Below are 17,417 nucleotides of genomic sequence, written 5' to 3'. Positions count from 1 at the left end.
AGATTAGCGCCCGAGTCTTTCGATTTACTGTTTGATTTCCGCTTCCTGAACGCTTAACGACCCATCAGGCAACAAGTATACGCCTTCGAGATAGTTCTTTTTACCACCCATCGTGTTCGTCACCGCCAGGAACGCCCATGGTGCATCTTCCCATAGAATCTTTTGGACGTCGGCATATGCCTTTTCACGAACATCAGGATCAGCTGTCTGAAGAGCGTCGTTGATCAATTTGTCCGCTTTATCATTTTTATAATAAGCAGTGTTATACGATTGTGGAGGGAATGACTCTCCGCCTAACAACGGACGGATCCCCCAGTCTGCATCACCTGTCGAAGGAGACCAGCCGCCATAGTAAAGCTCGATTTCCGCATCTTCCGGATTCTCGACCGACCAGATCTTATCTGACATCGTACCGGATTCCATCGGCTCGACATCCAGCTTGATGCCGACCTGCGATAGCTGCTGCTGCAAAAATTCCATCCCCTTCATAGTGCTGGAGTTGTTGGAACCCCAGATCGTTGCTTCAAATCCGTTTTCGTAGCCCGCTTCTTTTAAAAGCTGTTTTGCTTTTTCTATGTCGTATTTGTACGGATCCTGCTTAGAGTAGAACTGCGTGTTCGGGGCGATGACTGAATCCAGTTCGCTGCCGAACCCTTGCATCACCACTTTTACGAACGCCTCTTTATTGATCGCATAGTTGATCGCCTGGCGCACTTTCAGGTCATTAAACGGCTCTTTATTTGTGTTCATAGACATGTATCGAACAATGATAGACGGATCGCTCTCGATTACGATGCCATCTTTCCCCTGAATTTCGTTCGCTTGCTCAGTTGGGACTGGATAGATATAGTCCGCTTCACCTGTCTGCAGCATCGCTACACGTGAACCGTTTTCCGGTACCGGTTTAAACGTGATGCCATCCAGCTTAGGAAGCCCGTCCTGCCAGTAGTCTTCATTTTTTTCAACGGATAGGTGGTCACCGGGCTCCCATTCAGAAAATTTATAAGGCCCTGTCCCAACCGGGTTGCGCGCTACATCCTTGCCATACTCTTCTAACGCTTTCGGACTGATCATCATCGCTGCCGGATGGGCGAAGTTATTAATCATCGCACCAAAAGGCTCTTTCAGCGAGACCTTCACGGTGTACTCATCCACCACTTCTGTTTTATCGACTAAAGAGAAAAGGCTGTGTCTCTTCAGATTGTTATCAGGGTCAGCTAAACGGTCGACGTTTACTTTAACCGCTTCTGCGTTAAATGGGGTTCCGTCATGGAAGGTCACACCTTCTCTTAGCTTAAACGTAAATTCCTTCGCATTGTCACTCGCTTCGTAATCTTCCGCAAGCACGGGAATGACGTTCATGTCTTTATCGAAACCAACCAATCCCTCGAGCATCGATTTTTGGGCAGAATAAGAAAGGGTATCATTCGTATCATGCGGGTCCATGCTGATGAAGTTGTCCGCCACACCAACTGTGATACTGTTTCCTTCCTTTTTAGCAAGCGGCTGCTCTTCCGCTTCTTTCAACTTTCCGTCACTGTCAGAGTCTTTTCCACCGTTCGAGCTAGTAGAATTACTCGAACAGCCTGCTAAAACGAGTGAAAATGCCAATACGACCAACAACAGCAATTGATAGCTTTTCTTCAACAAAAAATTTTCCCCCTTGTTTTATAGTGGACTTGCACTTTTTAATTTAAAAGAAGCAACAATTTCGCCAACTTTTTCCTGGCGGGTATTCTTAATTTTGGGTTTATAATGGTCTTCAAGCTCTACAAGCTGTGAACCTGACAACAGTCCCAGCTGTTTGAGGACTTCAAGTGCAACCGGATACATTGCTCTTCCGCTTCCGTCTTCGACCTTGATCGCGATACCGATGCCGGTTTCCCTGTCCCCGATACAATAGACCGATTCAGCTCCGGCCTTACCAAAGAGCCTTCCGTCTGCCACTTTCATAAAGTCTGTGCAAAACCTGCCCGTTCCCCCTACCATTTCCGGATACTTCATCATGGCAGAAGTCACTCTTTCGATCGCATCCCTGCGTCCTTCGCTTAATCCAGATGGGTCTGCTAACCTGGCAAAGCCAAGCGCAAGCCTTTCAAGCGGCAATTCAAACACCGGAACCCCGCAGCCGTCGATTCCTACGCCGATGTCCGCCTCCGGATATTCAGTAAGGTCACTCAGAACCTCTTTGATCCGTTGCTGAACAGGATGTCCGGCTTCATGGTAGTCTTCCAACGGTTCATCCATATATTTCGCCGTAACTAGCATGCCCGTATGTTTTCCTGAACAGTTGCTATGGACCGATGTCAGTTCTCCCCCATTTGCAATCAGTTGCTTGTATGTATCCTGTGAGTGCGGAATGTGGGGGCCGCATTGAAGCCTGTCTTCGTTGATGCCAGATCGTTGGAGGATATCTGCTACCCTTGACGTGTGTTGCTCCTCCCCACTATGGGAAGCACATGCGATGGATAGGTCTGCCTCTGAATAGTTGAAGAAGTCTGCAGCACCTGTTTCGACGAGTGGTATCGCCTGGATTGGCTTAACCGAAGATCGGGCGTATGTTCTCCGGTTCACATCCCCGACTTCGTAAAGCAACTCTCCCTTCGCATTTACCACCGCAATATGACCCATATGAGAACTTTCCAACCTTCCGTTTCGGTACACGTTCACTACCTTTTCTGCTCCCATAATTCACCTCCAATTTTTAAAATTAATAATTTTCTAATAATTAAAACTAGATTACATCATATTTCAACCTAATTCAACCTATTTATGAAAATTTTAACAAATTGTGTTTTGTGAAGGAATTAAAAATACTAATATATACTTAATTAACCATGATAAAAATAGAGTTCTAAATATGATAACTAGGAATGGGACAAGGAACCTGTCCAATTGTCCCCAGCTTATAAGCCATAAAATCCCCGTAATTTTCCTATTTCCTCTTATTTCGACAAAACTTCCAAAAAATACTTTCCAATTTACATAGGCTTTGTTTCCTACTTTCGTTAAATCCCCATTTTCCATTATTGTAAAATACTAACAAACTACCATATGAACTTATGAAGAACTCTGCTAGTATAATGGCAAAATGATAAGGGAGTGGCTATCTGAATGAAACGATCAAAAAGTCGGCATTTATTGTTGAGTAGTGTCTTTTCGTTGTCTTTACTAACACCACTTGCTTTGCCAGCTAATGCGGAAACAAACACCGAATCTATCAACGGATTTTCAAAAGACAAATCTCATTGGCAACATGAGTTTGAACAAAACTACTTAGATTCTGTAAAATCGACCTCTATTAAAAAGTACTCGGAAGCAATGAGTTCCCGTCCCTCCAAAGTTGCTACAGAAGGAAATGATGCTTCCCTCAACTATGCTGTCCAACAACTTCAAGAAGCAGGGTTAAAGCCAAGAGTTAAATCGTATGATGTCTATATGTCCAAGCCCAAAAGCATTTCGGTCAGCCAGACTGCACCACAACAGCGTAAGTTAAGCGTCATCGAAAACATTCCAGAGGGCACCCCTTACGCAAATGAGATTGTCCAGGGATATAATGCTTACTCGCCTGCAGGGGAAGTGGAGGCTGAAATCGTTTATGCAAATTATGGCAGGCCAGAAGACTTTGAAGAATTGGAGAGGCGCGGCATTTCTGTAAAAGATAAAATTGTGATCGCACGATATGGTGCTAACTTCCGCGGTGTGAAGCCTTCACAAGCAGAACAACGCGGTGCTGCCGGGGTCCTCTTGTACTCAGATCCTGAAGATTATGTCCATGGACCAGTATACCCTGAAGGACCATGGCTTCCGGAAGACGGTATCCAGAGAGGAAGTATCCTCTACATTTTTAATTATCCAGGAGATCCACTCACTCCAGGTACTGCTTCTAAAAAGGGCACAAAACGGATTGATCCAGCAGATGCGGATTCCCTTCCTACTGTTCCGACAACACCTATTTCGTATGGAGAAGCTGAACCTCTTTTAGCTGCAATGGAAGGCGAATCAGCCCCTGAATCATGGCAAGGCGGACTGCCGATCGATTACAAAATCGGTCCTGGCCCTACCAAAGTTAAACTATCTTTAGACATTGAATATAAAAACCAGCCGGTAAACGATGTCATTGTTGAGATAAAGGGCAAGAAGTTCCCTAAAGAAAAAATTGTTATTGGTGCTCATCGGGACACCTGGGTATATGGATCAAACGATAACACCTCTGGTTGGTCAACAGCGATGGAAATCGCACGGTCACTTGGCGAAATGTACCAAAAGGGCTGGAGACCTGATCGAACGATTGTCATTGCCGGATGGGATGGCGAGGAATACGGCCTGTTAGGATCGACGGAATGGGTGGAGGAAGAACGAAAAGATTTAACAAAAAATGCTGTAGCTTATTTAAATATGGATGGCTTAGGCGGGAAATATTTTGGGGCTTCTTCTGTTCCATCTCTTGATGAGCTTATCTATTCGGTTACAAAAGAAGTTGAAGAACCAAGAACCGGAACCTCTGTTTATGATGACTGGTTTGCTCGATCAGGAAATAAAGAACCTCGTCTCGGGCAGTTAGGAAGCGGATCGGATTATACTGCTTTCCTTCAACATATCGGTGTACCTTCGCTAGGAATGGGCTTTGGCTCACCGGGAGGACTTTACCATAGTTTTTATGATAATTTAGATGCGCTTCAACGGTTTGACGATCCGGATTACCAGCACCATGCTGCAGGAGCACAGCTCGTTGGACTTGCCGCTCTTCGTTTAGCTAACGCTGACGTTTTACCTTTCCAATACTCCGCTTATGCGCGGGAAGTTGTTCAACTACTGGAAAATCTGGAGCAGAACGAAGGAGTTGATCTTTCAACCGTTAAAGCACAGGCAAGGGAATGGCAATTTGCAGCATCTGCTTTAGAAATAAAAGCTGCTGATATGATTGATGATGGAATTCAAGGTCCGGAAACGCATAAGCTTAAGAACATAAATGCCGCGATGCTTGCACAGGAACGTGATTTAATCAATGACAAAGGATTACCTGAACGGCCATGGTACAAGCATCAAGTTTGGGCTCCGGGCATGACAACCGGGTATGCAGCCCTCCCGCTTCCTGCTTTAGCAGAAGCCATCGAAGCTGGAGATAGTAAAGCTTTGGAGCAGGCTTCTGATGCACTCGAATCAGCACTGAAAGACGCTACAAATACAGTTAAATCGGCAATAAAAAAATAAGAGGGACAAAGAGAGGGACAAAGGGACAGGTTCCTTGTCCCTCCCTATAGAGGAAAAAACACCAGGAAAATCTAGATCCTTATGTTCCATGTAAAAATGTGTCTGTACACTACTCAGATAACAATACTTGTACATCTACTAAATAAAGAAAAAATAGCTGGTAAATGAGCCAGCTATTTTTTATGCACCAAAGTTATACTATGGCCCCCTACTAATTACGGTTTCAGATTACCCAGCTAAACATTTGAAGAACAACGAATATAGCCTTTAATCAAACGTTTGATTAAAGGCTATGTTTGACTAAGAATAATCTCTAAGTGAATCATCGACTCCTCCATAATAAGACAACAAAGCAAAAAAATTAACTTTTAAACAAGGCCATCTACAGAAATATAGAGAAAAGGAACAAAATAGTGGGACAAGGTACCTGTCCCCTCGTCCCTCTCATCAAAGCCTTTGAAGAACAACGAACATAGCTTTTAATCAAACGTTTGTTTAAAGGCTATGTTCGACTAAGAACAATATTTAAGTGGATCATCGGCTCCTCAATAATAAAACAATAAAGCAAAAAACTTAACTTTTAACAGGGCCATCTACAAAAATACAGAGAAAAGGAACAAAATAATGGGACAAGGTACCTGTCCCCTCGTCCCTCAGATTAAGGCTCTTGTTCTTATTTTAGACTCATTGATTTTACATTTAACCAAGTATGACGGAAGCATCCCCCGGCAAAATCACTACCTCATTTGGGGAGATGCCAGGTACCTGGGACAAGGAACCTGTCCCTATGTCCCTTCTTTACGTCCCTTTTGGTCCAATCACTTTAAGCTCAGTTATAGTGAAGTTTCCATCAGATTCACCTGGAGTGCTACTAGTCATGTCTACTTTAATTCTAGTAGTACCTATTTTATCGAAGCTTATTGTTGTTGCTTCGTTTGAAGCTTGTGCCTTTTGGACTTTCAGGTTGGAAACAGGCACATAGTTACTTCCATCCCAATAGCTGACTTCAATAGAAGCAGGTACTGAATTTTTATCAGCTTCTTTAAATAAAATGTTCAGATTATTAGTGTACTGTACTTCTGGCCAGTAAACTTCAACCCAATCACTTTCCCTGGCACCAGACATTGCTGGTAAGTTAGCAGTTGCACTTACGTGATATTGATTAGACCATCCCGTTGATGTGTCTCCATCAAGCATAGCCGCTGGAACCGTACTTTCTGATCCACTAAAGCTGGCTGTTGCTTTTGCGCCAAGTTGTTCATTTAATAAAGCCAGGTTAGCATCTTGTATGAAATCAGAAGTGACATGAAGTTTGGCTAATGCTTTCGTTGAAATTCCTTCAGCTTTTCCCTCTACGGAGAACTTGCCTTCTTTTTCATATGCAGAAGAGTCAATTGTATCCCATGTAACAGGTTTAAATTGATCTACTCCATCTGTGTACCTTACCTGAACTTTACCAGGTAGTGAAGGCTTTGTTCCTTTTGGCACATCTGCTGTATAGGTAGTAACTTCGGCTACATCGTAAACTGTAACGATTGCTTCCGCTTTAATTCCAGTTCCCTTTACATGTCCTTTAGCGGTATAAACACCATTCTTATTCTTATCAAACTTATGAATTTTGTTCCATCTCACTGGTAGTTCTTTTTGCGTATTATCAGCATAAACTCCTTCAACCATTGTTGGAAGTTCTGGAGTATCTCCGTTCTGCACTCTCACATGCAAAGGCTCAATGCCGACTAATTGATCTTTTTTCTTTGTTCTGTCAGTTGCAAAAACTGTAGCTGTACCTGGTAGTAACCCTGAAGAAGTTGCTGTAATACTGATCGGGCCCTCTTCTTCTTCAGATTGAATGATCGCTAGTGCCTTACCATTAAAAGCTTCACGAGATGATGCTTTATAGCTTTCCGCACTTTCCTGGCGACCATTATCGACTCCCACCAGTTTTCCACCTGATACTTCAAAGTTAATTAAATTGTCTGCATCTGGTACAACAACACCTTTGGAGTCAACTACATCTATCGTAATAAACGATAAGCTTTTACCATCTGCTGTAATCACTTTTTTATCTGGTGTTACTTGTAGTTCATATGCTTCACCTGCAGTATTCACTTCATCTCGTGCTACTTCCTTGCCCTCTTTCTTCGCAACTGCAACTAATTCACCTGGTTCAAACGGTACATCCCAGGTAAGATGAAGTTTCCCGGTGCTGCCATTGGGACTTGTATAATTGCCACCCGGCATGTTTTTATCATCACCAGTTGGCTCTGTCGTTTCTAAATACTCTCTACCATCAGCCGTTGTTTTCGTATCAAATTTTTTCTCACCCAATGATTTTCCATTTAAGAATAGTTCTACCGTGTCTACATTGGAGTATGCCCAGACACTAACATTTTCGCCCGGTTCATAATTGGTATAATCCATCGGGACTAAGTGGACCATTGGCTCATCTGTCCATTGGCTTTGATACAGATAATAAGCATCTTTTGGAAATCCTGCCGTATCCACTGCACCGAAGAACGAGCTCTTTACAGGATAATTATCCCAATAAGGTGTAGGCTCGCCTAAGTAGTCAAAGCCTGACCATAAAAATTGTCCTGCAAAGTACTTTCTATCGCGATCCTTCTTCAACGAATACTCTCCACTAAACGTCCAGGATGCTAAGTTATTATCATAGGATGAAGTAGCCATATGACCTGGTGTATAGTCAACAGGAGTGTTTAGAGAGTTTGGATCTCTGTATTCCCCACGAGTAGATGTTTCCGATGAAGACTCTGACTCATATAAAACTAAATCTGGATATTTAGCATGCAACTGATCAATAGAAGTTGCACTGTTATAGTTAAGACCTAAAGAATCTACCTTTTGCGCTATCTTATCCTGAGCTGATCCATCACCTGGAAGACGGCGATATTTATCCGAACCGATTGTTATCGGACGAGTGGTATCAATTGATTCGATGTCATCAATTAGACGCTGGGCAATCGGAACACCAGCTTGATTAGTTGATATCGGAATTTCGTTACCAATCGACCACATAATGACAGCCGGAGAATTTTTAGCTGCATTCACCATTTCTTTTATGTCACGATCACTATGTTCATCAAAGTAGAGATGATAATCATATGTTCTCTTGCCCCATGACCATGCATCAAAAGCTTCTACGATCATAACAAGCCCTAACTCGTCTGAGGCTTTTATCACTTCCGGGGACGGTGGGTTGTGAGAGGTTCGTACCGCATTTACACCCATACTTTTCATAATTTTAAGCTGTCTATATACTGCATCGTAATTTGTTGCAGCACCAAGCGCACCCAGGTCATGATGCATATTTACACCATGGAATTTCATGTATTCACCGTTTAAAGAAAATCCTTCATCTGCATCTAAATCAAAATACCTGATTCCAAATGTTGTTTCATAGCTATCCACAACTTTTTTATTCACTACTACCTCGGTCTCTAATGTGTATAGATAAGGATTGTCGGTTGACCACAATGTTGGATCTTCTACTTTTAAGTCATTTTCATATGTTTTTTCACTTTCAAAAGCTTCATTTGCGGTTGCTTTTGCGACCACTTTTCCTTTCGCATCTTTTACTCTTGATACAAGTGTAACGTTTTCACGTTTACCGTTTTCATTTATTAGATCTGTTTTCACATGTATATTAGCGTAGTTTTCTTTGATTGTTTCTTTAAGGTCTGGTGTGGTGACAAAAGTTCCCCATCTGTTTACGTGTGTATCATTCGTTACGGTTAAATGTACATTCCGATAGATTCCACTACCAGAGTACCATCTACTAGTAGGTAATTTATTTTGCACTTTAACAGCAATAACGTTAGGGGTTTTACCATCAGTGTGAACGTAAGGGGTTATATCATAACTAAAACCTGTGTAACCATACGGGTGGTTTCCTAAATGTTCACCGTTAATATATACATCAGAATTCATGTACACACCATCAAAATCGATAGAAATATTTTTGCCATTCATGGAGGGGTCTAACGTGAAGGTCTTTCTATACCACCCTAATCCACCTTTAAAGAAACCAGTTCCGGCTTCCGCAGGCGGATCAGCAGTAGGAGCTAATTCAATACTCCAATCATGAGGAAGATCCAGCGTTCTCCAGGATGAATCATCATAATTCACTTCCTGTGCATTTTCATATTCACCAGTCGGATCTGTTACATCCTCCGTGTTAACTAATGAAAACTTCCAATCCTGATCAAAATCTAAACTTCTACTACTGTTTTCGTACGAACTTTTCTTTTTCTCGTGATGACTTTTTTTCGCCATGGCCTGATTCGTTTGAGCACCAAATGACATCGTGCAAACCAACAACACCGCAAGAGCTCCTACCAAGATTTTCTTCAACAATCATACTCCTCCTTTTGGTGATATTACTTTCCAATTCAGTTATGTATGGTTCATAACCCCAAAAAAGAAAGCGCTAACATATATTAATTGTAAAAGAAAATATTGGTAATCCGATGCAAAAACAATAGCATTATATTGTGATAATCTTCATTATTTTAAGCGGGACAAAGGGACTGGTCCCTTGTACCTCCATACTTAATAGACTAGATTAAAGAATTTATTTCAACAAAGTACAGGCCGTAATCAAATGTTTGATTACGGCCTGTACTGGTTTTCTAAAACTTAGATATTATTAATTGGATCATCTAAACTTAGGTGACTTTTTTTAAAAAAGAAGGTTAAAAACACGCTAACTAGGAATGGGACAAGGAACCTGTCCCCCCTCAAATAGTCTCTTTAAATGATTTATCCAAATGCCGCTTTTGTCCTTTCGCTGAATTAACCTGAGTGAATATTTCTTTAATACTAACTATGGCGATAAATAACATACCCGCTCCTCCCCATAAGAAAAGAACCCAGTAATAAATTTTAAATTCTAGTAAAGACATCATATTATCCCCACCTCTTAGCTAATTTTTTCAACTTGATGGTCTGGACGATAATCTTTCAGTTTATTAAAATTGTATCTTTCTTTTGTAAATGGAATAGCGATTAATATAATGAGAAACGGCAATCCAAGGGCTAATATGTTTCCTACAAACCAATTAAGTTCATTATCATTAATGGTAAAGTATGCAGTCAGGCCAGCAGCCAGGCCAATAACCATTGAGGCAAAGGCAACTTTCGTATTTAATCTAGGTAACCATAGACCAATGATTAAAGATGCTGTAGGTGCAGCAAACAAAATACCACTGAATATATCAATCTTAAGTAAAGAAACACCATCTAAAAGCAGTGCACCGATTCCAATAGTTAAACCAAATAAAAGCGTGATTCTTTTCCCGAATTGAGCCTGCTGCTTTTCACTAGCAAGACGGTTAATATACCTTTTATAGAAATCAATGGTAAACATAGCTTGAATCCCTGCAAGGCCGTTCCCGCCAGTTGTAAGCCCTGCCATAAAAATCAAAATAACAAAGACTATCGACCCATAGGTCCCAAGGAAATAGTTAAAGATATAAGGGGCTGCACCAGTTGCTACTTCTAAATCTTCGGGGGAAACATTTAAGGCAAATACAGATCCACCAACAACATTTCCGAAAATGATCGGTACTGGTAGCCAGGCAAGGATTGTTCCGACCAGGTATGCCCAAAATAGATTACGGGAACTAGTTGCAGCTGCGGCAGTGGAGTAATATCCTTGACTTAACACAACCTGCCCCATAGCAATAACAACTGCTGCAAGGCCATAGCGTAATCCAGACGGACCAAATAAATTCAATGCCTCTGTATTATAGTTAGGATTGTCAGGGTTTGTTGCTGCATTATGGAGACCGTTATAGATATTTTCAATACCAATTTCTTTAATAATGAAGGGTACTGTAATAAATACAACGAGCATAATGATGAAAAACTGAAAGAGCGAGTTATAAATTGAACCTCGAAGCCCTGCGATCGCTATGAAACTTGCAAATAAGAGTGAGGAAATGATAGCGATAAGTTTGTAGTTAATATTAAAAGCATATTCAAAGGCATACGCGATTCCAACCGCTTGCATAACACATACGTATAGCACTAAAACTACTCCAAATACAAAAAATACATTTGCTAGCACTTCACCATACCGCTCTCTAACAAATTCAATAAAAGTTGTTGTACGGGGCATGATTTTCCTTAGGCGTAATGCGACTGGAATAAAAACTAAGAATGGGACAATCGCTCCCCAGCCATAGTTAAACCCGCCTCCTACCCCATACCAAACACCTGCTTCAGAAGCAGCCATGATGGTTCCTGTCCATACCCAGGCAACAAAAACACTAGCTGCCACAAAGCCAAACGGCACTCTTCTTCCAGCGGTCAACAGTTCATCTACGTTACTTAGTGCATTCCTTTTATGAATTCCATAAGCAACAACAAGTAGTATTGCAGCAAATATAACAATGATAAGATACCCAATTGCACTAATACTCAAGCAGATCCCTCCTAAAGTTTTTACTTCGTAATCGGTTTATCTGATATTTTAGAAATAGTGTTATAGGTTTGTACTGCTCTGTCTTTTAAATAAAAGAAATTTTCCCTGGCTTCGCTAATCCTCTCTAAGTTGATTTCAACAAAGTAATGTTCTTCTTTATCTTCACCCAATGTTAAAAACCGACCAAATGGATCTGCGGCAGCACTTTCACCAAAAAAGTGTGTATCCTCTTCTATACCAACACGGTTAGTGGTTGCCACAAATATTTGATTTTCCACAGCACGAGCCTGGATATATATTCTTTGGGAATGTTCTAATGGAGACATGTTGGCTGTTGGGGCAAAAATTAACTGAGCTCCTTTCAAAGCAAGGGTTCTAGCCACTTCTGGAAACTCTGTATCGTAACAGATCATGATTCCTATCTTGCCAATATCAGTTTCCCATATCGGATAGCTGTTACCTGGTTGAAAATATTTGTATTCCTCATCCCATAAGTGGCATTTTTGGTACGTTCCAATAATCATCCCGTCATTATTAATAAAAATTGCGGAATTGTATACTGAATCTCCCTTTACTTCTGGAAAACCAGTAATGACCTTAATGTTATAGTCCCTCGCCCAGCTTTGTAAAAGCTTAATACTTTTACCTTCCAGATCTTCTGCAAGGGATATCGTTTTATCTCTTGTGAAATATCCAGTTAATGCTAACTCGGGGAAGAGTATAAGGTCAGCATTTTCTTTAGAGGCAACTTGAATATACCTCTCCATCTTCTGCAAATTTATTGTTTTATCAAATAGCACAGGTTTCATTTGTGCGAGCATAACTTTCAGCAGAAAGATCACCTCTTTTTTTATTTTAATTTTCATTTCCAGAAAACAGTATCAGTTTAAAAATATCGAAGGAAAATTACCTTAGACATAAATTGAAAATTTAATTGACCGAGTTGGCAATGTGTTAAATTCTCCAAAACCAAAAATGAATAGTTGAATTATCACATCTTCTGTTGTGGGATAAGTAATTAGAAGTTTTGTGAAGGAGATTTCATTGAAAAGTTTATTAAAAAATTTGGAACTCAGCTTATTACTTTTCTATAACCCATCAATAGATCGACCGAAACTCTCAAACGTTTATGTCCATCCTCCCCCCTTCATATCCACCATCAGGAAGTTTCTCCATACATGGTTTCCAGTTTTTTACTCCCGGACAATTTTTCAGATGAAACTTTAACAGAGGTTTCTTATGCCTTTATGTTTAGTATATTGTGAAAAATTTACTCTTTCATTAGACACTTTGTCAATAAATCGATTAAGCATTCTTACATGATGACAAATAGATGGAATCTTCCAAAAATTATTCCGGTACCTTTTCCGGCTGTTCTGTCTGTACTTTTAATAACTGATAAGCCCTCAACGCCACCTCTATCGATAGCCTTCTCTCCGAAGCCATAAATTCATCTCCGATTAATTCCTTTATTTTTTCCAATCGATGATAAAGCGTTTGTCTCACAATATAAAGCTTTTCTGCCGACCTTTGTTTTGAACCCTCGTTATCAAGAAAAACTTTTAATGTTTTAAGCAGCTTCGTTCCCTTCTTCCGGTCATGCTCAATAAGCGGTCCAAGATGATCCTCTATAAACTGTTGCATCGTTTTGTCATTTCCAAACGGAAGGAGCAAGCGAAATACTCCCATGTCATCGTAAAAGTAAGAACGAACATTCTCATCTGAAAGAACGACTTTTAACACCATCTGTGCCTGTTTATAGCTCATATGACAATCGGTTAAATCGCTTACTTCCCGCCCGACTCCGATGTTTAGGTGGACTTCCCCTATCTTTTTATCTTTACAAATTTCTTTTATCAACATAAAAATTTTTGAAAGCTTGTCCTTTAAGTTTAACTCTGTTTCTTCTTGGATGGCAATAATGACAAGCTGATTCTTGTTGCTCGTCATGACAGGCTTAAAGCCATGTTTTTCAAAAATAGCTCTGACGATCAGTGCGATATGTATTCTCAGTGACTCTGCATCTTCTTCCGTTAACTCCGTTTCCATTCTTCTTAGATTTGCAATCTCAATCAAGCACACTCTCGCCAATAAGTTTGATTGTTTAAAACCAATTCCAAGCTGCATCTTAACCTGTTCTTCATTTTCAACTCGATTATGGATCAGGTCGCTTACCCATAGGTTTTCGGTGTGGAGTTTTCGTTCTTCCATATATCGTTTTCTTAATAAGTCCTGAGCGATCGACATTGCTGCACGATCAAGCACGAGCATTTCAAATTCTCCAGGTTTTCTTTTATCGCTTACAATGCATAAGTTGGCCCATACCTGGTTCATCGCTTCTACCGGCTGAAGGAAAAAACGCCTTTCCCCTTCCTGCCAGACTCCCTTTTTTCCGTCTGAAATCTTACAATCAATCGCACGAATAAAGTTATCCTGCTCTTCATGGTTTATTAGCGGAACAAACTGTGTTTTCCCGTCCGGCGGTAAATAAATCACCTGTACATCTAACGTTTCCTGAAGCAATTTTAAAATGTTCGGAACACCTTTTGAGGTTAAGGTAAACTGATTTAATTCAAAGGAAATCTTCTCCAGGGCCTGTAGCATCTTATATTGCTGGTTGATGATCAACGAATGAAACTCTTGTGTGATATCCACAAATCTAACCGTTTCTCTAAACTCAATGATAGGGAACTCATGTTCATTCGCTATTCTGATCAATTCCTCTGAAACAGAATCAAAGTAGTGGCCTATTTCGATGCAGAGGCAGGCTGCACCATGGGAAATCAACCTTTTTAAATATTCCGTCTTAGAGGCCACTGTCTGCTGCAACCCTATACCTGTTGCTAAAATCATCTCTTCTCCACGAATCAGTGTATCGAAGTTAGAGATCTCAAGAATATGGACCCAGCGGATCTGTTTATTCAATCCACTATGCCCTGCAACCACCCTCGCTTTTTGGAACAACGGATGCTCCAATGCCTGATTGACAGTAAACATGTAATAGCCTCCTTATAAAAGCGGGAATTCTCTAATGTTAAACCTTCAACAAAAGAATTTTGACAAAGTGTCTAATGCAAGAACGAAACAATAAGCGATATACTTAAATTGATTTTACAGAATTACGCAAAAATTCACAAATTTATACGAGGAGGCTCCATTCATGGCTATTACAGACAAAACAGTCAAGGACTTAGATAATTACATTAATGGACAATGGGTAAAATCTGCTTCATCAACGTATGAAGATGTTCCGAATCCTGCAACTGGCGAAACAATGGCACGTGTTCCGATCTCTACGAAAGAAGATCTGGACAACGCTGTAAAAGCAGCAGCAAAAGCTTACGAATCATGGAAAAAGGTTCCTGTTCCAAAACGTGCAAGAATCATGTTCCGTTACCAGCAGCTATTAATCGAACATTCAGAAGAGCTTGCCCGCCTGATTACTCAGGAAAACGGAAAGAGCGTAAACGAAGCCGCCGGAGAAGTACAGCGCGGGATCGAATGTGTGGAATTCGCTGCAGGTGCGCCTTCTTTAATGATGGGAAATCAACTTCCCGACATCGCCGGAAACATCGAGTCCGGGATGTACCGTTACCCGATCGGCGTTATCGGCGGGATTACTCCTTTCAACTTCCCGATGATGGTCCCGTGCTGGATGTTCCCCCTTGCGATTGCATGCGGCAACACGTTTATCCTGAAGCCGTCTGAGCGCACTCCGATTCTTGCCAACCGGTTAGCAGAGTTACTGGAAGAAGCAGGTTTACCTGACGGAGTGTTCAACATCGTCCATGGTGCACATGATGTGGTAAACGGCCTTCTAGAGCACGAGGATGTAAAAGCGATCTCATTTGTTGGATCACAACCTGTCGCGGAATACGTCTATAAAAAAGCAGCTGAATACGGAAAACGCGTACAGGCGCTTGCAGGCGCAAAAAACCATACCATTGTCCTGCCTGATGCGAATCTAGATTCTGCCGTAAACAATATCTTCAACGCTGCCTTCGGTTCCGCAGGAGAACGCTGTATGGCGTGTTCTGTTGTAGTCGCTGTCGGCGAGGTCGCTGATGAACTGGTTGACCGCCTTAAAAAAGAAGCAGAAAACGTCCAGATCGGCAACGGATTAGAAGATGGCGTTTTTCTCGGTCCCGTTATCCGCGATACCCAAAAAGAACGGACCCTTAAATACATTGAACATGGTGAAGAGGAAGGTGCTGAAATCGTATGTGATGGACGCAACTATTCTGAAACGAAAAGCAGCGAGGGCTATTTTGTTGGACCGACCATTCTGGACCATGTAAAGCCGGGAATGAAGGTGTGGAACGACGAGATCTTTGCGCCTGTACTATCCGTTGTCCGTGTTGAAGATTTAACGGAAGCGATCGAACTTACGAATAAATCCGAGTTTGCAAACGGTGCGTGCTTGTTTACAGACAGCGCAAAAGCGATCCGCCAGTTCCGTGAAGAAATCGATGCCGGCATGCTTGGAATCAACCTTGGGGTCCCTGCACCAATGGCCTTCTTCCCGTTTTCCGGATACAAAAAGTCCTTCTACGGTGATCTTCATGCTAACGGCCGTGATGGGGTCGAGTTCTATACACGCAAAAAAATGGTCACTCAGCGACACGAATAGAGGTGTTCAAGTGATTATCGGGGTTCCAAAAGAAATAAAAAATAATGAAAACCGAATTGCGATCACACCCGCAGGCGTCCAGGCACTCAACTCAGCAGGCCATACTGTTTTGATTGAAACCAACGCTGGAACAAACAGCGGTTTTAGTGACGACAGCTTCCGGGCAGTAGGTGCGGAAGTTCTCTCCAACCGGGACGAACTATGGCAAAAGGCAAATCTTATTTTAAAGGTAAAAGAACCGCTTCCTGAAGAATATAAATACTTTCGGGAAGACTTAGCGATTTTCACTTACCTGCACCTTGCTTCTGCTCCAGAGCTATCAGAGCATCTGTTAAAAAGCAAAGCTACCGCGATCGCATATGAAACGATCCAGCTGGATGATGGATCCTTACCTCTGCTAACCCCGATGAGTGAGGTGGCCGGGAGGATGGCCATTCAGATCGGTGCACATATCCTTGAGAAAAGACAGGGAGGCCGGGGGCTATTACTTGGCGGAGTTCCAGGTGTGGAGCCGGGTCATGTGGTGATTGTTGGAGGAGGCATCGTTGGCACAAATGCGGCAACGATAGCTCTTGGTTTACGTGCAAAGGTAACCATCCTGGAAAACAATTCGAAACGGATCCGAGAGTTGGATAATTTGTTCGGAGGCCAGGTGCAGGTAATCATGTCTAATCCCTACAACATCGAAAAAGCTGTCGTGAATGCTGACCTTGTTATAGGAGCAGTGCTTGTCCCCGGTGCCCGCGCCCCCAGGTTGGTAACGAAAGAAATGGTCAAACAAATGAGGTCCGGTTCTGTCATCATCGATGTAGCAATCGACCAGGGAGGCTGCATTGAAACGATCGACAGGGTAACGACGCATGACGAGCCGACCTACACCAGATACGGGGTTGTGCATTATGGGGTTGCGAATATGCCTGGAGCTGTTCCTTACACTTCTACCATCGCTTTAACGAATTTAACTCTTCCCTATATTCTTGAAATTGCGTCTAAAGGAATCGATCGGGCGATGGAAGAAAACAAATTTCTGGCAAAAGGATTGAACATCCAGGGCGGGGAAATCATCCATCCGTCTGTTGCTTCTGCTTTAAAGGAATCACTAATATACTCTTAACGGGAGGAGATTAT

At 41.9% G+C, this 17,417-nt stretch carries 10 protein-coding genes; 3 read left to right on the top strand and 7 right to left on the bottom strand.

Going from position 1 to position 17,417, the window contains the following annotated elements:
- Positions 1–24: 24 nt before the first annotated feature.
- Together FCL54_RS03740 and FCL54_RS03735 are read right to left on the bottom strand one after the other, a co-directional pair.
- A complete protein-coding gene (locus tag FCL54_RS03740) occupies positions 25–1,650 on the bottom strand; it encodes a glutathione ABC transporter substrate-binding protein (RefSeq protein ID WP_246055126.1) in 1,626 nt (541 codons plus the stop codon).
- 18 nt (positions 1,651–1,668) lie between these two features.
- Positions 1,669–2,688: an asparaginase gene (locus FCL54_RS03735; protein ID WP_138123359.1), complete on the bottom strand. Its 1,020-nt coding sequence runs from the start codon at positions 2,686–2,688 to the stop codon at positions 1,669–1,671.
- A 426-nt stretch (positions 2,689–3,114) separates the two neighbouring features.
- Between FCL54_RS03735 and FCL54_RS03730 the strand changes: the two genes are divergently transcribed.
- Positions 3,115–5,214 carry a M28 family peptidase gene (locus FCL54_RS03730; RefSeq protein WP_138123357.1) on the top strand — a complete coding sequence of 700 codons (2,100 nt, stop codon included), beginning with the start codon at positions 3,115–3,117 and terminating at the stop codon, positions 5,212–5,214.
- A gap of 798 nt (positions 5,215–6,012) precedes the next feature.
- Here FCL54_RS03730 and FCL54_RS03725 read toward each other — a convergent pair.
- The 5 genes from FCL54_RS03725 to FCL54_RS03710 all read right to left on the bottom strand — a co-directional run bounded on the left by FCL54_RS03725 (position 6,013) and on the right by FCL54_RS03710 (position 14,656).
- On the bottom strand, positions 6,013–9,588 hold the full coding sequence (locus FCL54_RS03725; RefSeq protein ID WP_138123355.1) for a glycoside hydrolase family 2 TIM barrel-domain containing protein: 3,576 nt from the start codon (positions 9,586–9,588) through the stop codon (positions 6,013–6,015).
- 383 nt (positions 9,589–9,971) lie between these two features.
- Positions 9,972–10,139, bottom strand: a complete 168-nt coding sequence (locus FCL54_RS23800; protein WP_171016670.1) for a hypothetical protein — start codon at positions 10,137–10,139, stop codon at positions 9,972–9,974.
- A 14-nt stretch (positions 10,140–10,153) separates the two neighbouring features.
- Positions 10,154–11,659, bottom strand: coding sequence for a sodium:solute symporter family transporter (locus FCL54_RS03720; RefSeq protein WP_138123353.1), 1,506 nt, complete (start codon positions 11,657–11,659; stop codon positions 10,154–10,156).
- A 20-nt stretch (positions 11,660–11,679) separates the two neighbouring features.
- Positions 11,680–12,525, bottom strand: coding sequence for a carbon-nitrogen hydrolase family protein (locus tag FCL54_RS03715; RefSeq protein WP_138123351.1), 846 nt, complete (start codon positions 12,523–12,525; stop codon positions 11,680–11,682).
- Positions 12,526–13,009: 484 nt separating this feature from the next.
- Entirely contained in the window at positions 13,010–14,656 is a 1,647-nt protein-coding gene (locus FCL54_RS03710) for a PucR family transcriptional regulator (RefSeq protein WP_138123349.1), read from the bottom strand.
- A 163-nt stretch (positions 14,657–14,819) separates the two neighbouring features.
- On the opposite strand from FCL54_RS03710, the gene FCL54_RS03705 reads away from it, so the two are divergent.
- Both FCL54_RS03705 and ald read left to right on the top strand, forming a co-directional pair.
- Positions 14,820–16,289, top strand: coding sequence for a CoA-acylating methylmalonate-semialdehyde dehydrogenase (locus FCL54_RS03705; protein WP_138123347.1), 1,470 nt, complete (start codon positions 14,820–14,822; stop codon positions 16,287–16,289).
- 10 nt (positions 16,290–16,299) lie between these two features.
- Positions 16,300–17,403 (top strand): alanine dehydrogenase, encoded by a 1,104-nt coding sequence (gene ald / locus FCL54_RS03700; RefSeq protein WP_138123345.1) that lies wholly within the window; start codon positions 16,300–16,302, stop codon positions 17,401–17,403.
- Positions 17,404–17,417 lie beyond the last annotated feature (14 nt).

The sequence above is a fragment of the Exobacillus caeni genome, from assembly GCF_005747095.1.
GTDB classification, from domain to species: domain Bacteria; phylum Bacillota; class Bacilli; order Bacillales; family Guptibacillaceae; genus Exobacillus; species Exobacillus caeni.
The sequence above is the reverse complement of the archived record's forward strand: the minus strand, read 5'-3'. Positions and strand labels throughout refer to the sequence as shown.

Excerpts from the sequence above, each read along its gene's own strand:
- FCL54_RS03730 (WP_138123357.1), top strand. The coding sequence starts at position 3,115 with ATGAAACGATCAAAAAGTCGGCATTTATTGTTGAGTAGTGTCTTTTCG.
- FCL54_RS03705 (WP_138123347.1), top strand. The coding sequence starts at position 14,820 with ATGGCTATTACAGACAAAACAGTCAAGGACTTAGATAATTACATTAAT.
- FCL54_RS23800 (WP_171016670.1), bottom strand. The coding sequence starts at position 10,139 with ATGATGTCTTTACTAGAATTTAAAATTTATTACTGGGTTCTTTTCTTA.
- FCL54_RS03715 (WP_138123351.1), bottom strand. The coding sequence starts at position 12,525 with ATGAAAATTAAAATAAAAAAAGAGGTGATCTTTCTGCTGAAAGTTATG.
- FCL54_RS03735 (WP_138123359.1), bottom strand. The coding sequence starts at position 2,688 with ATGGGAGCAGAAAAGGTAGTGAACGTGTACCGAAACGGAAGGTTGGAA.
- FCL54_RS03710 (WP_138123349.1), bottom strand. The coding sequence starts at position 14,656 with ATGTTTACTGTCAATCAGGCATTGGAGCATCCGTTGTTCCAAAAAGCG.